The sequence below is a fragment of the Desulfitobacterium chlororespirans DSM 11544 genome (assembly GCF_900143285.1).
GTDB lineage: Bacteria > Bacillota > Desulfitobacteriia > Desulfitobacteriales > Desulfitobacteriaceae > Desulfitobacterium > Desulfitobacterium chlororespirans.
In genome coordinates, this window is sequence record NZ_FRDN01000005.1 from 73,195 (window position 1) to 88,647 (window position 15,453).

Genomic DNA, 15,453 nt, shown 5'->3' on the forward strand with positions numbered 1-15,453 from the left:
TGCTCCAGGTAAGCAAAATAGAGGAGGTAGAAAAAGATGCAATCCAATGAAACGACGACTACTCAAGCAAACCCCATTGATTTATCCGATGTTAAAGCAGCGCTTCTGATGGCGGTTGACCTCGGATACGAAGTCATTAAGGAAGTAGCCCAAAAGCCCATCGAAACCGGTGAGGATGTTGCTAAAAAAGCCTGTGAAGAAGGTAAAAAAGTTGTCGAAAAAGGGATAGGAGCAGCAAAGGAACATCCGTTAGCAACCCTTCTGATTGCCTTTGGATTGGGGTTCCTCGTCGTAAAATTGCTGAAGAGGAAATAGTCTATGGAAGCACTAGCAGATATTGTCGTAAAATTCCTGGACTTGCTTGAAGCACAGTTTGCAGATTTCCGGGGAAAATTGTTTAAGATACTGATTGCGGTTGGGCTAATCGTCGTCGCTTTAGTATTGGCGATCACCGCTTTCATCATGTTTGTGTACGGTGTTTTCCTCGGTTTAAGTGTGCTTATGCCGTCTTACCTCGCTGCCTTTGCAGTGGCCCTGGTGGCGATTATCCTGGGAGGGGGGTTGGTTCTTTGCGCAAAGAAAACAATGGCTTAACTGTTGCTGAAGCAAAGCAACAATTTAAACAGTCCGTGGCAAAGTTTCAACCTAAACGGATCATAACCGATAATCTTTGGCAATGTACACTGATCAGCTTCGTGGCAGGAATGGTTTCTGCCGACTCCAGGAAATCGCGAGAGAGTTTGGTTAGCCTTGCTGTCGCGGTAGTAAAAAAAGCTTTGTAATAGTCTCTTAATCATATTTAAAGATATGCTGAAGATAGTGAGTAACATAAGAGGACCACAGCAGCCTAAAGGCTCCTGGTGGTCCTCTTTTCCTATTCTTGAATAGAAGAATGCCAATTGGGGGAGAGCGGGGATGAGCAGATAGTTAAGATCTAAGTAATAAATAGTGGCAGAAAAGGGATTTCATCCGTTTTTCGAAATATATGTATACAGAATACATTATATTCCGACTATTGCCATTATTCTCAACCGGATGATACTATTATAAATATTATAACTAATGGTATAGACATCTTCAAGATAAATAGTGTTGCTTCTTTTGAAGTCATTAAAAATATAGGGGGACATAAAGTGATTCTACTGGAAGGACTACATAAGCACTTTGGGCATTTGCATGTTCTAAAGGGGATTGATCTGCAGGTTAAAACCGGAGAGAAGCTGGTTGTTATTGGTCCCAGCGGATCAGGTAAGAGTACCTTGATTCGCTGTATGAATCTTCTTGAGAAGCCTTCCGCCGGTAAAGTCGTTGTGGATGGGGTTGAGATTACCGCCCATAAAGCGCCTGTTGCCAAGGTTCGGCAATCTGTGGCCATGGTTTTCCAACAGTTTAATTTATATCCCCATAAGACGGTTCTGGAGAATTTAACCCTTGCTCCAATCTTGATTAAAGGAGTCTCTAAAGAAGAGGCGGAAGCGTCGGGGATGGTTATTCTTGAACGTGTAGGGCTAAAAGTCAAGGCTAACTCTTATCCCTCTCAATTGTCAGGAGGGCAGCAACAACGGGTCGCTATCGCCAGGGCCCTGAATATGAAACCGAAGATCATGTTGTTTGATGAACCCACGTCGGCTTTGGACCCGGAAATGATTCAAGAAGTTCTTGATGTGATGGTGGACTTAGCACATGAAGGGATTACCATGGTCGTCGTAACCCACGAGATGGGCTTTGCCCGTCAGGTGGCGGATCGGGTCTTATTCATGGATGAAGGGGAGGTGTTGGAGACCGGTACCCCTGAACACTTCTTCACAGACCCGACTCACGAAAGGACGAAGCTTTTCCTCAGTCGTATTCTGCGTTAATTGTCCCCAAAAATAAATAAAAAGTAGGAGGGAATTTTGTGAAAAAATTAGGTATTTTTTTAGCGAGTTTATTCCTGATCGGAAGCTTACTCGCGGGCTGCGGCTCCAGCCCGGCACAACCTCCGGCTCAGTCCGGCGGAGGAAGTGAATCCAATGTGCCGGCCGATATTCAGGCCATTAAAGATCGTGGCGTCTTAAGTGCAGGGGTCAAGATAGATGTGCCCGGATTCGGGTACAAAGATCCCAAGACCAATGTTATTGATGGGTTCGAGATTGATCTGGTCAAGGCCTTGGCTGAAGAAATTTTTGGTGATCCCAACAAAATTAAGCTGCAAGCCGTGACGGCTAAAACCCGCGGACCTCTTTTGGATAGCGGGGATGTGGATATGGTTGTTGCGACCTTTACCATCACTGAAGATCGGAAAAAAAGCTATAATTTCTCCGACCCCTATTATATAGACAGCGTGGGTCTGTTAGTCAAGAAAGCTCCCGGATATAAGGGCTTAAAAGACCTGGATGGCAAGAACATTGGTGTTGCTCAAAGTGCAACCAGCAAAACAGCCCTTCAAGCTGAAGCAGACAAGTTGGGCATCAAAGTGAAGTTCCAGGAGTTCGCTACCTATCCGGAAATTAAGGCAGCTCTCGATTCCGGCCGGGTAGATGCTTTCTCCGTCGACCGTTCGATTCTTCTGGGTTATATCGATGACTCAACGATGCTCTTGGATGATAAATTCAGCCCTCAAGAGTATGGAGTGGCCAGCAAGTTAGGAAACGACGGCTTAGCCAAACTGGTTAATGATAAGATCGATGAAATGCAGGGTAATGGGGAACTTCAGAAACTAATTGAGAAGTGGGGTCTGTAACAGTGACGGGACCATTTGCCTGGTTTAAGTGGCAAGCACTATTCAGCGACTGGACAATATTTGCCGAGGGATTCCTGACTACAGTCTTGGTTTCTGTGCTGGGATTATGCCTGGCTTTAGCCCTGGGAGTAGTTTTTGGGGTTCTGGGGAGTACCCATCTGAAGCTTTTTCGAGCTATAAATCGTGTATACGTTGAGTTCATTCAAAATACTCCTTTGGTAATCCAGGTCTTCTTTGTCTATAATGGGCTACCTCATATTGGGCTCATGCTTCCTGTCTTTAGTGTAGGAGTATTGGGTGTTGGGGTATATCATGGGGCTTATATCGCTGAGGTTGTGCGGGCCGGTATTCAGGCGATTCATCGAGGGCAGATGGAGGCGGCACTATCCCAAGGGTTCTCATATTGGGGCGCTATGCGGCATGTCATTTTACCCCAAGCCGCTCGGGTCGTATTGCCCCCTCTCACCAATCAAGCGGTGAGCCTAATCAAAAACACCTCCGTATTGGCTATGATTGCCGGTGGTGATCTGATGTATCGTGCCGATTCCTGGTCGGCAGGAAATATTTATTATGGTCCCGCCTATGTCACCGCCGGATTGCTTTACCTGCTGTTGTGCTTCCCCTTAGCCCAGCTGGCTCAGTACCTGGAGCGTAAGATGGAGGTGTCGGCATAATGGCAGAAATTTTTCAACCTTATGTCTTTCGTTTCCTGGCTGAGGGGTTAATGACAACGCTGTATATTGCAGGCATGACGATTGTGCTTAGCTTCGCCATCGGAACGATTCTGGGAATCGCCCGTTATTCGAAGAATCCCATCTTGGCACCTGCAGCCGCAACCTACATTGAAGTTGTCCGTAATATTCCTTTGCTCCTGTTCATTCTGATGTTCCGGTTTATGACGAAGTTGGAACCTGTCAACGCGGGTATTCTGGCTATGACAGTGTTCACCTCAGCGATTATTGCCGAGGTGGTGCGGGGCGGTCTGAACTCCATTGATAAAGGTCAGTGGGAGGCCGCAAAATCTCAGGGGCTTTCCTATGTGCAGATTCTCCGCTATATTATTCTTCCCCAAGCTTTGCGGAAGATGATTCCGCCGCTGGTTTCTCAGTTCATCACGGTCGTCAAAGACACCTCTTATGTCTGGGCAGTGGGAATTGAGGAACTGACTGGAAAAGGTTTGATCATCATGGGTCAGTTTGGCTCGACGCCCCAAGTCTTTACTCTTTTCGGAATGATTGCCCTGACCTATTTTGTCCTGAACTATGCACTATCTGTAATAGCCCGCAATCAGCAGGCTAAGTCGGCAATGCAGAGCTATTAAATGGTTTGGCTCCAGAGAAGCAAAGAGCTTTTTCTGGAGCCTTTTATTGTATGCCCTCCTGCTGAGAAAAGCTTAGTGGACCGGTAAAAAGAGGAGGAACCTCTGACTGGCTACATCTGAAACGAATTGCATATTAATCTCAGTCGGGAAGGCATAGACCTGGAGAGCTTTTTGAAGATAAGGTTTATCGAGACATTCTTCAGGCAGCGGTTCAGCATAGCTTTCTAAAGATTCCAGTTGGTAAACAGTTTCTTTCTTTTCCGGGAAGAGGGCCAGGTAGAAGATCCCACTTTCGACCAGGTCTTGAAAGAAATGAGTTCCAAAAGAAACATCAGGAAGAAAATCTGTTTGCTGATAACCGATCTCGCCGAGGATCGAGATGCGGTTGATTTCAGCAAAAGATACGGGGACCCCCAGGGCGGGCAGCCGGGACCCCCAGCGTCCCGGACCTAACAAAAGGGTGGTGGTGGATTCCTTATCAATCTGCCGGTTGAGCTTGCCGATAGTTCGGGCGATTTCATATTTTTGATTCTGGGTGAGATTGCTGTAGGCTAAAGGCTCCACGAAAATGATCTTATGAACTCTTGCGGAGAAGCTGCCCCCCATAAAATTCCCCACCCCCTTGAAAATTGTATGAGACAGGGGGATTTCTTCCGGAACATGGACTTGATTCTTTGAACCCCGAATCTGCAGGGGCCGGCATTGGAGGAGATTGATGAAATAATCGCCATTGCGCCGGAGGTTGAGGGTGAACTCGATATCCACCGGATGGCGATAGGCTTTCTCCAGGGTTTTCATAAGTTGGGAAAAGGTCTGGGCGATGTGGGTATTGGCGAATAAGGGATTAAAGGTAAAGACCCAAAGCTCCTGGGAAGCTCTGCCCAGGTCCCGCAGCCTTTGCTCAGTTGTCCAATCCCGCTCGGCAAATTGCGTCTGATAAAGCTCAAGGGACTTTTGAATCAAATCCTGAATAGAAACTGTCTCTTGAATATTGGCCTGAATATTGAGCACATCGATTTTGGACTGGGTAAAGGCCTTAAAACTCTCCAAACCGTCATAGGGAACCGAAAGGGGACGGTCCAGGGCAGCGATGCGGGCATAGTCTCCTTCCAGCCGATTCACGGCACGGGTTCCCAATCCCAGAACCAGACGGATCATCCCTGCCTGAGGGTCGATCCGGTTATCCCAGACATAGGTGTTATAGGAGAAGCCTACACCGGCCAGATCCGGGAAAAAATATTCTCCTTTATTGGACCCGGACACTCTCTGGACCAGGAGGGCCATCTGCTCCTCCGTATCGCTGAGATTATGCTTTTCCCGATAAGCGAGAGCTTCTTCACTGAGAGTGCTGGCATAGATTTCGCGAATGGCCTGAGTAAACATATGGTAGCGCTCTTCCAAAGTTCCTTGATTGATGCAGAAAACGCTTTCATATTTCCCGGGAAAAGCATTGCCGAAACCATCTTCAAGCAAGCTGCTGGAGCGGACGATGATGGGGGATTGTCCGAAATATTCCAGCATTCTTAAAAATTTATTGCGGATGAAGTCATTGAATTGTCCTTTGAGGATTTTTTCCTGCAACCGAGCCGCTTTGGCCAAGGCATCTTCCGTGGCTCTCCTTTGCTCCATTTTCAGCTTCCAAAGGTTATTATCGATCAGATAGGAGTAAAAGACGTCGGAACCGATGTAGAAAGAGTCGTGAGGTTCAAGGAGCTTGGACCAGTCATCGGAATCCTGAACCAAAATTTTGCGTGCCAGCAGCATCCCCACGGATTTCCCGCCGATAAAGCCGGAACCGATTAAGCGGGATTTTATGGAGAGGATATCCTGCAGGGAAAAATGTTCATCGATAAGCTGGAGGATCCCTTCATCCCGGCTTAAGAAAATCCGCGCCAAATGCCGGATATGGTTCTTTTCTTCGCTATGAGTTAAGGTCTTAGCGGCCAGGAGCTGCCCGGCCTTCAAAAAAAGACGATCCCAATAATCCAAATCCCGTTCCGGATTATCATCATATTCCCCCAATTGGGCATTGAGAAAAGCCACTTCGGCGCTGCTGGTGACGGGGAGGAACTCATCCCCCTCTTGAATATGGGGAAAGAAGAGGGTGGGCGTATAACGTTTCCACATTTTTATAGGGTGGATATAAGTATGGCCCTCCGCTTCAAAAATGTCGATCAGAACTTGAGTTGTATCTCGGATGACAGCAGTGGTGTGGAAGGAGTTGCGGTTTTTGTAGGTGGCAAAATAGGCAATGGTGTTCAATTCAAAAAGATAAGGGCAGGTCACCTTGAAGAAATTCCCGATCATGGTATCGGTTGCCCAGCGGTCCAAAAGTTCCGATAGGCAGTCAAAGATATAGAAGACATCCCGGCCCTCCAGAGTGATCTTCTCATGAATCTGGGTGCAGAACTCTTCAAAGCCCCTCTCGGCATTCACAGGAAATAGTTCTATATGCTCGTGATGGGTGATCAGAGGAGGATGCTGTGCAAAACGAATATAAATCATTTTACGGTGGGGTCCGGCGTTTTTATGGATAAACCCCTGGACGAAACGCTGATAGACTTCAATATCTTTAACTTGGAAAACTACGTTATCGCCCATCCACAGAAACTGGACCACATCATCTAAAGAAGGAAAGCCGGTACTGATTGTTTGAGGTTGTTCCATTATTCTCCCTCCAAGCCATCGCTGTATAGTGCTATTATACAGCAAAAAGAAGAGAATTAAATTCGTACCGGGTTTTCTATCCCAGGGTAATCATTGCTTTGTCGATCAAGGTTTCTATGTATACAGTGTTCTTGACCTAAATCACTGGACGATTGGAGCGAAGTACCCTATAATATGAGCAAATAAAGTTCATTTAAACAACAGTGATTTAGTTAGTGGTAGTGGATCAGAGGGTAGTTGATTTAAACAGATATTCATAGACAAACTCACGATTTTCGTGACATATAAAAGGCACAGGTCCGATGGACTTAAGCGGTGGAGTGATAGAGAGAGCCTAAGAAAAAACAGAGCTCTCTCTTTTATTTTAAGATTTAACCTATATTCTAGGAATGAATCTAAGTCCATCCTTCATGGCAATTAGTGTGCAAGACTATTTAAAACTTAGATTCCGTCATAATCCACCAATTAAATAAAATGGGCACCGGGTTGATCTCAACCTGGAGTGTTTAAGAGGATAAGAGAGCCCCCATTGATCGAATGAACGGTCAGGCTGTGGGCTCTCTTTTTATTTTACATTTCTTTTGGGAAAGGTGGTGATGCATCCCCATAAATAAGGCACCGAAGCAGGTCAGCAGCGAAGTCTTTCGCTAAGCCTGGATGGGTCATTGAGGAACAGCACTTTCAGAAAATTTAAGGAGGAATTGTGAAATGAAAATGATACGCTCGATTATCCGACCGGAAAAGGCTGAAGTTGTCGCCGAAGCTTTGGCAGACGCAGGCCTGACATCTTTAACCAAAATGCATGTTTTTGGGCGGGGCCGTACCAAAGGCATTCGCATCGGTGATGTGGTTTATGATGAATTTCCGAAAACCTTGCTTCTGATGGTTGTGGCAGATGAGAACTTAGAAAAAGCCATCCAGATCATCCTGGAAAAGTCCAAGACAGGGACCATGGGAGATGGGAAAATCTTTATTACCGAAGTGGAAGAGGCTTATACCATAAGTGCAGGAACCAAAGGCTTATAAGAGGGTCGGACAAAGGCTCATAAGAAAGGGGTTGTCGGCATGAAAGAAATTATCGCCTGTATCCGCAGGCATCAGGTTCCCGCCACCAAAAAAGCCCTTGAAGAAGCGGGTTTCCCGGCCCTGACGATTCAGAGCATCGAAGGGCGGGGGAAACAATATGGCATTGGAGGCTGGGAAGCAGAGGTTGACCCGGAACTGAATAAGGTACTCAGACCTCAGCAGGTCACAGAGTCACGGATCAACTGGATTCCCAAACGGATGCTGACCTTGATCGTGCAGGACCAGGAGGTTGAATCAGCGGTCAAGACCATCACGGAAATCAATAAAACGGGACATTGCGGAGATGGAAAAATCTTTGTATGTCCTTTGCATGAAGTAGTCCGGGTACGGACAGGTGAAGTGGGAAAAGAAGCTGTCCTATAGCGGCAGAAAAGATCGAGACTGGATAGGGGGATGTAAGAAATGAGACAAATCGCGATATATGGTAAAGGCGGAATCGGCAAATCCACGACAACTCAGAATACAGTGGTTGCTCTGGCTGAGATGGGAAGAAAAGTGACCATTGTGGGCTGCGATCCCAAGGCAGACTCTACCCGCCTGATTCTGAATAGTAAAGCCCAAACCACGGTTATGGATCTGGCTCGTGAACGGGGAACGGTAGAGGATCTGGAACTGGAAGATGTGTTGGTGGAAGGGCATCTGGGGGTGCGATGTGCGGAGTCCGGCGGTCCGGAACCAGGTGTGGGCTGTGCCGGCCGGGGGGTTATCACCGCAATTAACTTTCTCGAGGAAAACGGTGCTTACACCGAGGATACGGATTATGTCTTCTATGATGTCCTGGGTGACGTAGTTTGCGGGGGATTTGCCATGCCGATCCGTGAGAACAAGGCCAAGGAAATCTATATTGTCACTTCCGGTGAAATGATGGCTATGTATGCGGCCAACAACATCTCCAAAGGGATTTTAAAGTATGCCAACACGGGGACGGTCCGTCTGGGCGGGCTCATCTGCAACAGCCGTCAAACGGATAAAGAATACGAATTGATATCGGCTCTGGCCAAAGCCCTCAACACGCAAATGATTCACTTTATGCCCCGGGATAATGAAGTACAGCGGGCGGAACTGCGCAAACAAACCGTGATTCAATATAACCCCACTCATTCTCAAGCGGATGAGTACAGGGCGCTGGCCCGTAAGATTGAAGCCAACACCATGATGACCATCCCCACACCAATGGAAATGGAACAGCTGGAAGAGCTGCTGATGGAATATGGGATTATGGAGATGTAACCAATGCAGCAAATTTCGTTAAGGCAGGAAAGAAGGAGGACAGCGTCATGAGCATCAGTGAGATGATCCAGGCCAGAAAAGAGCTGGTCAATCAAGTGTTGGAAGTCTATCCGGAAAAGGCTAAGAAAAACCGCAGGCAGCACCTTGCCGTTAAAGAAGAAGATTGCTCAAGTTGCGCTGTTAAGTCCAATGGGAAAACCGTACCGGGCATCATGACCGCCCGGGGCTGCGCATACGCCGGAGCCAAAGGGGTTGTGTGGGGTCCGGTTAAGGATATCGTGCATATTTCCCACGGGCCGGTGGGGTGCGGGTTTTATTCCTGGGCGAATCGCCGGAATCTGGCGGAAGGTGAAGTCGGCATAGACAATTTCGTACCCTTTCAATTCACCTCGGACTTCCAGGAGAGCGATATCATCTACGGCGGGGACAAAAAGCTGGAGAAAATTATCGAAGAGGTTGTCGAACTCTTCCCTAATGCTAAAGGAGTTTCCGTACTTTCCGAATGCCCCGTGGGGCTGATCGGAGACGATATCGAAAGCGTCGCCCGCCGGATGACGGAGAAAACCCAGCGCCCCGTGGTGCCGGTGCGCTGCGAAGGGTTCAGGGGAATCAGTCAGTCTCTCGGTCATCATATTGCCAATGATGCGATTCGCGATCATATCATCGGCAAGGGGCCGGAGCGGGAAATCGGACCCTACGATATTGGAATTATCGGCGATTACAATATCGGCGGCGATGCCTGGGCCAGCAAAAAAATCCTGGAAGAAATCGGCTTGAATGTTGTGAATATCTGGACCGGTGATTCTACTCTGGAAATGCTTCAGAACGGGCATCTGGTCAAGCTGAACTTGATCCATTGCTACCGGAGTATGAACTATATGGCCAACTATATGGAGGAAACCTACGGAACCCCCTGGCTGGAATTCAATTTCTTTGGACCGACCAAGATTAAGGAATCCCTGCTTAACATTGCCGCCCACTTTGACGACTCCATTAGGGAGAATACCCAAAGAGTCATTGCCAAATATGAAGCCCAGATGCAAAAAGTCATCGATATCTACCGGCCCCGTTTGGCAGGAAAAAAGGTCATGCTCTATGTAGGCGGCCTTCGCCCCCGGCATGTGGTGGGCGCTTATGAAGATTTGGGCATGGAGATTATCGGTACGGGCTATGAGTTTGCCCATAAGGAAGATTACGAACGAACTTACCCTCAATTGAAGGAAGGAACCCTTATTTACGATGATGTATCCGCTTTGGAGCTGGAAGAGTTTGTTAAGGATCTTAAGCCGGATCTGGTGGGCTCGGGAATTAAAGAAAAGTATGTCTTTGAAAAGATGGGCCTTCCTTTCCGCCAGATGCACTCCTGGGATTATTCCGGACCCTATCACGGTTATGATGGATTCCCCATTTTTGCCCGGGATATGGATATGGCGGTGAACAGTCCCACCTGGAAGTCCATTAAAGCTCCTTGGGTGAAATAAAAATCAGGCAGAAAGGATGACGCACATGGAGAGTTGTACGAAAGCCACCAAAGAATGGCTGAATAGTGTTGAATACCGTGAAAAGAATTTTGCCCGTGAAAAGCTGGTCATCAATCCCGCTAAAGCATGCCAACCTCTGGGTGCCTTGCTTTGTGCCTTAGGAATTGAAGGATGTCTGCCCTTTACCCATGGTTCCCAGGGGTGCACCGCTTATTTCCGCAGCACCTTATCCCGGCATTTCCGGGAGCCGGTAGCCTCGGTCTCCGATTCCATGACAGAGGATTCGGCCGTATTTGGCGGTCAGGCAAATTTTATCGAAGGGCTGAAAAATGCCTATACCGTATATAACCCCAAGGTGATTGCCGTTTACACAAGCTGTATGGCGGAAGTCATCGGCGATGATATCAGCTCCTTTTTAGGCAATGCCAAGGACCAGGGGGCGGTCCCCATGGATTTTCCCGTTGCCCTGGCCAATACGCCCAGCTTTAAAATGTCCCATATTGCCGGGTATGACATCATGCTCAAGGGGCTTATTGAATGCTTGGCCGCCCCGAGACAGGAGGATCAGATCAACGATCGGCTTTATGTTGTCCCCGGTTTTGACACCTACCCGGCCAATCTTCGCGAGTATAAGCGGCTTCTGAACATGATGGATGTACCCTATACCCTCCTGCCGGATTACAGCAATGTGGTGGATGCTCCGAATTTGGGCAAGTACGAATTATATCCCGGTGGAACCCCCCTTGTGGAAATGAAGGAAGCTTTAAATGGGTTGGGCTACTTGTTATGTCAGACCTATTCAACTTCAAATACCAAAAAGTATTTGACAGGTGAATCGATTCCGGTGGAAGGGATCCCTATGCCCATCGGCATGACGGGCACGGACCGGTTCATCGAAGCCGCGGCGAAATTAACAGGGAAAGAGGTCTCCGAAGAAATCACCTATGAACGGGGACTGGCGGTGGATGCCATGACCGATGCCCATCAATATATGCATGGCCGGAAATTCGCCCTCTTCGGGGATCCGGATCTCCTGCTGGGTTTAGTCTCCTTCCTGCTGGAAATGGGAGGGGAACCTGTGCATATCGTCTGCTCCAATTCCACCCCTTTGTTTAAAAAGGCCATGGAAAAGCTTCTTGCCTCCAGCCCTTATGGCCAGGGCGCTACCTTATACCCCAACAAAGACCTTTGGCATCTGCGGTCGCTTTTAGTCACCGAACCGGTGGATATGCTCATTGGTGACTCCCATGGCAAGTGGGCAGCCCGTGACGCCGGTATTCCCCTGGTCAGAGTAGGGTTCCCCTTTTATGATCGTGTGAATCTCCACCGCTACCCGATTGTCGGTTATTCAGGAGTAATCAACCTGATTACTATGATCGTCAATACCTTTTTGGAGGAGAAAGACAGGGCTTCCACCGATGCCTATTTCGAGTTACTGCGTTAATTACTTTGCTAAAGAAGGGAGGGAACTCCATGTTTACCAATCTCACCAAGCTGGATCTCAAAGATCAAGAGTGCCCAGCGGAAGCCGGTTCTCCCCAATTGTGCATGAAGGCCCTGCCCGGTGAAGGGGCAGAACGCAGCTGCGCCTATGACGGAGCGCGGGTTGTGCTGATGCCGATTACCGATGTGGCCCACCTCGTGCACGGACCGATTGCCTGTGCAGGGAACTCTTGGGATAACCGGGGAGCCCGCTCCTCCGGTTCCCAGCTTTTCCGTCGGGGGCTGACCACGGATCTGATGGAGAATGATGTAGTTTATGGCGGTGAACGGAAACTCAAGGAGGCGATTCTGGAAATCGCCGCCCATCATCGCCCCCAAGCCATTTTTGTCTATGCCACCTGTGTATCCGCCTTGATTGGGGATGATGTAAACGCAATTTGTGAACAAGCGGAGCAGGAATTGACCATTCCCGTCATTGCCGTCAATTGTCCAGGTTTTTTGGGCGATAAAAACATCGGCAACCGGATTGCCGGGGAAGTTCTCTTCGACCGGGTCATCGGCACCGGGGAAGGACCGGATGAAAAGGTGCCCCTTTCCGTAAATCTTATCGGAGAGTATAACATTGCCGGTGATCTCTGGGGTATCCTGCCGGATTTTAAGAACTTGGGAATCACGGTGCAGGCGGCTATTACGGGGGATGCCAAATTCGGGGACATCGCTTCTGCTCACCGGGCCTGTCTCAATGTGCTGATTTGTTCCAAAAGCCTGACCAATCTGGCCCGCAAGATGGAAGGAAAATACGGCATCCCCTTTATGGAGGGTTCCTTTTATGGAATCCACGACACTTCAGAGACCTTAATCAACATTGCCAAAGCCTTGGGGGACCTCGATTTACTCAAGAGAACAAAAACTTATGTACAAAAGAAGGAAGAGGAAACACGGGAGATTATTGCCGGCTATAAAAAATGCCTGGAGAATAAACAGGCCATCTTGTTTACAGGGGGAGTAAAAACCTGGTCCATGGTCTCCACACTGGCTGAACTAGGGATCAACATTCTGGCGGGAGGGACGCAAAACTCCACTCCCGATGATTTTCAACGGATGAAAGCCCTGATGGATCCTACGGCTCAGATCATTGAAGATACCAGTCCGGCGGGATTTCTTAAAATTATTGCTGAGAAAAAGCCCGATCTTATCGTCGCCGGGGGGAAAACAAAGTACCTGGCTCACAAAACAAGAACCCCTTTTTTAGATATTAATCACGGCCGGAAGCTGCCTTATGCAGGTTATGAGGGGATGGTCACCTTTGCCGGGAGCCTGGCGCGTACGGTGAACAGTCCGGTTTGGGGACTTTTAAAACAGGAATTTCCCCCGCAAGAGGAGGGCTGAGATGATGAAACATCGGCATTATGAAGGAAACCCGCAAAAAAACAGCCCGGCCCTGGGCGCCACCCTGGCTTATCTGGGAATCAACGGACTGCTGGCCCTGCTGCACGGCTCCCAGGGCTGCTCCTCTTTTATCCGCCTGCAGCTGAACCGGCATTTTAAAGAGTCCATCCCTCTTAATTCTACAGCTTTGCTGGAGGACTCAGTCATTTTTGGCGGATGGGAACATTTGAAGAAAGGAATTGCCGTAGCAGCGGATAAATATAACCCTCAAATTATCGGCGTCATGAGCTCAGGTCTTACGGAAACCTATGGGGATAATATGGCCAGCGCTTTGGCCAGCCTGCACTTGGAAAGGCCGGACCTGGAGGATCTGCCGGTGGTGTTGGCCAGTACCCCGGACTATATAGGGTCCATGCAGGACGGGTATCAACGGACTGTAGAGGCCTTGGTGGATGCCCTTGTCGTTCATAATTGCATAAAAGGAGAATCACTGAATCCCGTCTCCTCTGCTGATGCAGAACTAAGTCTAAATCATCATGCAAATCCAGCTTCAGCTTTAAAGACAGATGTTCAGGAAGCCCCTTATCTGGCTTTATTGCCTGGCTGTCATCTGACTCCTGCTGATGTGGATGAACTGAAAGAGATTGTCAGCGATTTCGGCTTCAGGCCCATTACCCTGCCGGATCTCTCAGTTTCTCTGGATGGCCATGCGGAGCTGGAGGCCGCCCCCGTGGTCCAGGGAGGCACCTTTCTGGAGGATTTTCAGCTTCTGCCCAGGTCCAGGGCTTGCTTATCTTTTGGCTTGAGCATGGAGAGAGCAGGGGAAACCCTTAGGCAGGCCTATCACATTCCTCACTATAATTTTCCTTCTTTAAGCGGACTTACGGCTACCGATGGCTTGATATTGACCCTGGCTAAGCTGTCCGGTAAAACCATACCGGAAAAGCAAATCCGGCAAAGGAACCGCTTGCTGGATACCCTGGCCGATTATCATGATCAGCTGGGCAAGCTTAGGGTAGCCATTGCCTTGGAAACGGATCTACTTTATAGCCTAGGGTCCAGTCTGGTGGAGGTGGGAGCGGAGCTGACAGTGGCTTTGGCAGCATCCCAGGCAGGTACGGACCGCTTGTCCCTGCCTGTCCCCATGGAGGTGGGGGACTTGGAAACCCTTGAGGAGCGGGCTGGCCAAAGCAAGCTCATCATCGCCAACTCCAATGGCCGCCAGGCAGCGGGACAGCTTAAGCTGCCCCACTTGAGGGCAGGGCTACCGGTTTTTGACCGGGCAGGCTATCCCCAGACCTGCTGGATCGGCTATGAAGGGACACAACGATTCCTCTTTGCCACGCTCAATGCAGTAAGTTAGGAGTGAACAGTATGCTTGTAGGCTTTGCCAGCAGTGATGGATTGACTATCGATTCCCATTTTGCCTCAGCCCCGGGCTTCGAGATGTATGTATTTACCATGGACAGCCAAGGAGTTTACCAGGATTCCCAGGAGGCTAAAGGTCCGGCAGAATCCGAAGATAAGGTGGATGCCCGAATTCAGATTCTCAAAGAGTGCGCCATTGTCTATTGCACTCAGATTGGCGGCCCGGCGGCGGCCCGCCTCGTTCAGAGCGGTATTCACCCAATCAAAGTACCGGAAGGAACCCCGATCGCCGATGAAGTGAGACGCTTGGATCAGCTGCTGTTTTCCCAAAAGCTGCCGCCGTGGCTGAAAAAGAAGCTGAATCAAGAGGGGAATTAAAGGCCGGAAATAATGAACTAAGCAACCTATAAAAAAACTGAGGGAGGATGGAAATGAGCGTAGTTTTTGAAACCTTTGGCGGTTTCCCTTGGACGCCCATGTATGTGGATACCTTTGATAAGAACAAATGTCTTGGCTGTGGCCGCTGTATTAAGCTCTGTGTGCAGAAAGTTCTGGGAGTCGAAACCTATGAGGATGATGAAGGAACTGAGCGCCAAATTGCCAAGATCGACAATAAGGATCATTGTATTGGCTGCCAATCCTGTGGAAGCATCTGCGTGCGGCGCTGTTACACCTTTAAGAGCAAAAGTTAAGATGCAATCCGTGGTTCCGGCTCAAAAAGAAATTAGAATGATTGGAGGGATTGA

The 15,453-nt window shown here is 48.8% G+C and carries 16 protein-coding genes and 1 pseudogene; 16 read left to right on the plus strand and 1 reads right to left on the minus strand.

The window, feature by feature from the left end:
• Positions 1-36: 36 nt before the first annotated feature.
• The 7 genes from BUA14_RS06190 to BUA14_RS06220 all read left to right on the plus strand — a co-directional run bounded on the left by BUA14_RS06190 (position 37) and on the right by BUA14_RS06220 (position 4,043).
• Positions 37-315, plus strand: coding sequence for a hypothetical protein (locus tag BUA14_RS06190; RefSeq protein WP_072771808.1), 279 nt, complete (start codon positions 37-39; stop codon positions 313-315).
• Between the two features lie 3 nt (positions 316-318).
• Positions 319-594, plus strand: a complete 276-nt coding sequence (locus tag BUA14_RS06195; RefSeq protein ID WP_005813510.1) for a phage holin family protein — start codon at positions 319-321, stop codon at positions 592-594.
• The gene (locus tag BUA14_RS06200) at positions 570-782 is read left to right on the plus strand and encodes a hypothetical protein (protein ID WP_015943165.1); all 213 of its coding nucleotides are present in this window, start codon (positions 570-572) and stop codon (positions 780-782) included. Before BUA14_RS06195 ends, BUA14_RS06200 begins: the two co-directional genes overlap by 25 nt.
• Positions 783-1,133: 351 nt before the next feature.
• Positions 1,134-1,859, plus strand: coding sequence for an amino acid ABC transporter ATP-binding protein (locus BUA14_RS06205; protein ID WP_072771809.1), 726 nt, complete (start codon positions 1,134-1,136; stop codon positions 1,857-1,859).
• A gap of 38 nt (positions 1,860-1,897) precedes the next feature.
• Positions 1,898-2,722, plus strand: a complete 825-nt coding sequence (locus BUA14_RS06210) for a transporter substrate-binding domain-containing protein (RefSeq protein ID WP_072771810.1) — start codon at positions 1,898-1,900, stop codon at positions 2,720-2,722.
• A gap of 2 nt (positions 2,723-2,724) precedes the next feature.
• Positions 2,725-3,396, plus strand: a complete 672-nt coding sequence (locus BUA14_RS06215; protein ID WP_072771811.1) for an amino acid ABC transporter permease — start codon at positions 2,725-2,727, stop codon at positions 3,394-3,396.
• The gene (locus BUA14_RS06220; protein ID WP_072771812.1) at positions 3,396-4,043 is read left to right on the plus strand and encodes an amino acid ABC transporter permease; all 648 of its coding nucleotides are present in this window, start codon (positions 3,396-3,398) and stop codon (positions 4,041-4,043) included. Before BUA14_RS06215 ends, BUA14_RS06220 begins: the two co-directional genes overlap by 1 nt.
• A 72-nt stretch (positions 4,044-4,115) precedes the next feature.
• Here BUA14_RS06220 and BUA14_RS06225 read toward each other — a convergent pair whose 3' ends face one another.
• Positions 4,116-6,710, minus strand: coding sequence for a PEP/pyruvate-binding domain-containing protein (locus BUA14_RS06225; protein ID WP_072771813.1), 2,595 nt, complete (start codon positions 6,708-6,710; stop codon positions 4,116-4,118).
• A gap of 708 nt (positions 6,711-7,418) precedes the next feature.
• Here BUA14_RS06225 and BUA14_RS06230 point away from each other — a divergent pair.
• From BUA14_RS06230 to BUA14_RS28445, 9 genes and pseudogenes are all read left to right on the plus strand, one after another.
• Positions 7,419-7,736, plus strand: coding sequence for a P-II family nitrogen regulator (locus BUA14_RS06230; RefSeq protein ID WP_072771814.1), 318 nt, complete (start codon positions 7,419-7,421; stop codon positions 7,734-7,736).
• A gap of 39 nt (positions 7,737-7,775) precedes the next feature.
• Positions 7,776-8,159, plus strand: coding sequence for a P-II family nitrogen regulator (locus tag BUA14_RS06235; protein WP_072771815.1), 384 nt, complete (start codon positions 7,776-7,778; stop codon positions 8,157-8,159).
• A gap of 39 nt (positions 8,160-8,198) precedes the next feature.
• Positions 8,199-9,026, plus strand: coding sequence for a nitrogenase iron protein (nifH, locus tag BUA14_RS06240; RefSeq protein WP_005813529.1), 828 nt, complete (start codon positions 8,199-8,201; stop codon positions 9,024-9,026).
• 47 nt (positions 9,027-9,073) lie between these two features.
• Entirely contained in the window at positions 9,074-10,507 is a 1,434-nt protein-coding gene (nifD, locus tag BUA14_RS06245; RefSeq protein ID WP_072771816.1) for a nitrogenase molybdenum-iron protein alpha chain, read from the plus strand.
• A pseudogene (gene nifK / locus BUA14_RS06250) lies at positions 10,503-11,951 on the plus strand (nitrogenase molybdenum-iron protein subunit beta); the annotation flags it as partial. The gene nifD and the pseudogene nifK, both read left to right, overlap by 5 nt.
• A gap of 29 nt (positions 11,952-11,980) precedes the next feature.
• Positions 11,981-13,339 carry a nitrogenase iron-molybdenum cofactor biosynthesis protein NifE gene (gene nifE, locus BUA14_RS06255; RefSeq protein WP_072771818.1) on the plus strand — a complete coding sequence of 453 codons (1,359 nt, stop codon included), beginning with the start codon at positions 11,981-11,983 and terminating at the stop codon, positions 13,337-13,339.
• Between the two features lies 1 nt (position 13,340).
• Complete coding sequence (gene nifN, locus BUA14_RS06260) at positions 13,341-14,702, plus strand: nitrogenase iron-molybdenum cofactor biosynthesis protein NifN (RefSeq protein ID WP_072771819.1); 1,362 nt, start codon at positions 13,341-13,343, stop codon at positions 14,700-14,702.
• Positions 14,703-14,713: 11 nt separating this feature from the next.
• Complete coding sequence (locus BUA14_RS06265; RefSeq protein ID WP_072771820.1) at positions 14,714-15,085, plus strand: NifB/NifX family molybdenum-iron cluster-binding protein; 372 nt, start codon at positions 14,714-14,716, stop codon at positions 15,083-15,085.
• A gap of 53 nt (positions 15,086-15,138) precedes the next feature.
• The gene (locus BUA14_RS28445) at positions 15,139-15,399 is read left to right on the plus strand and encodes a 4Fe-4S dicluster domain-containing protein (protein WP_072771821.1); all 261 of its coding nucleotides are present in this window, start codon (positions 15,139-15,141) and stop codon (positions 15,397-15,399) included.
• The last annotated feature ends 54 nt before the right edge of the window (positions 15,400-15,453 follow it).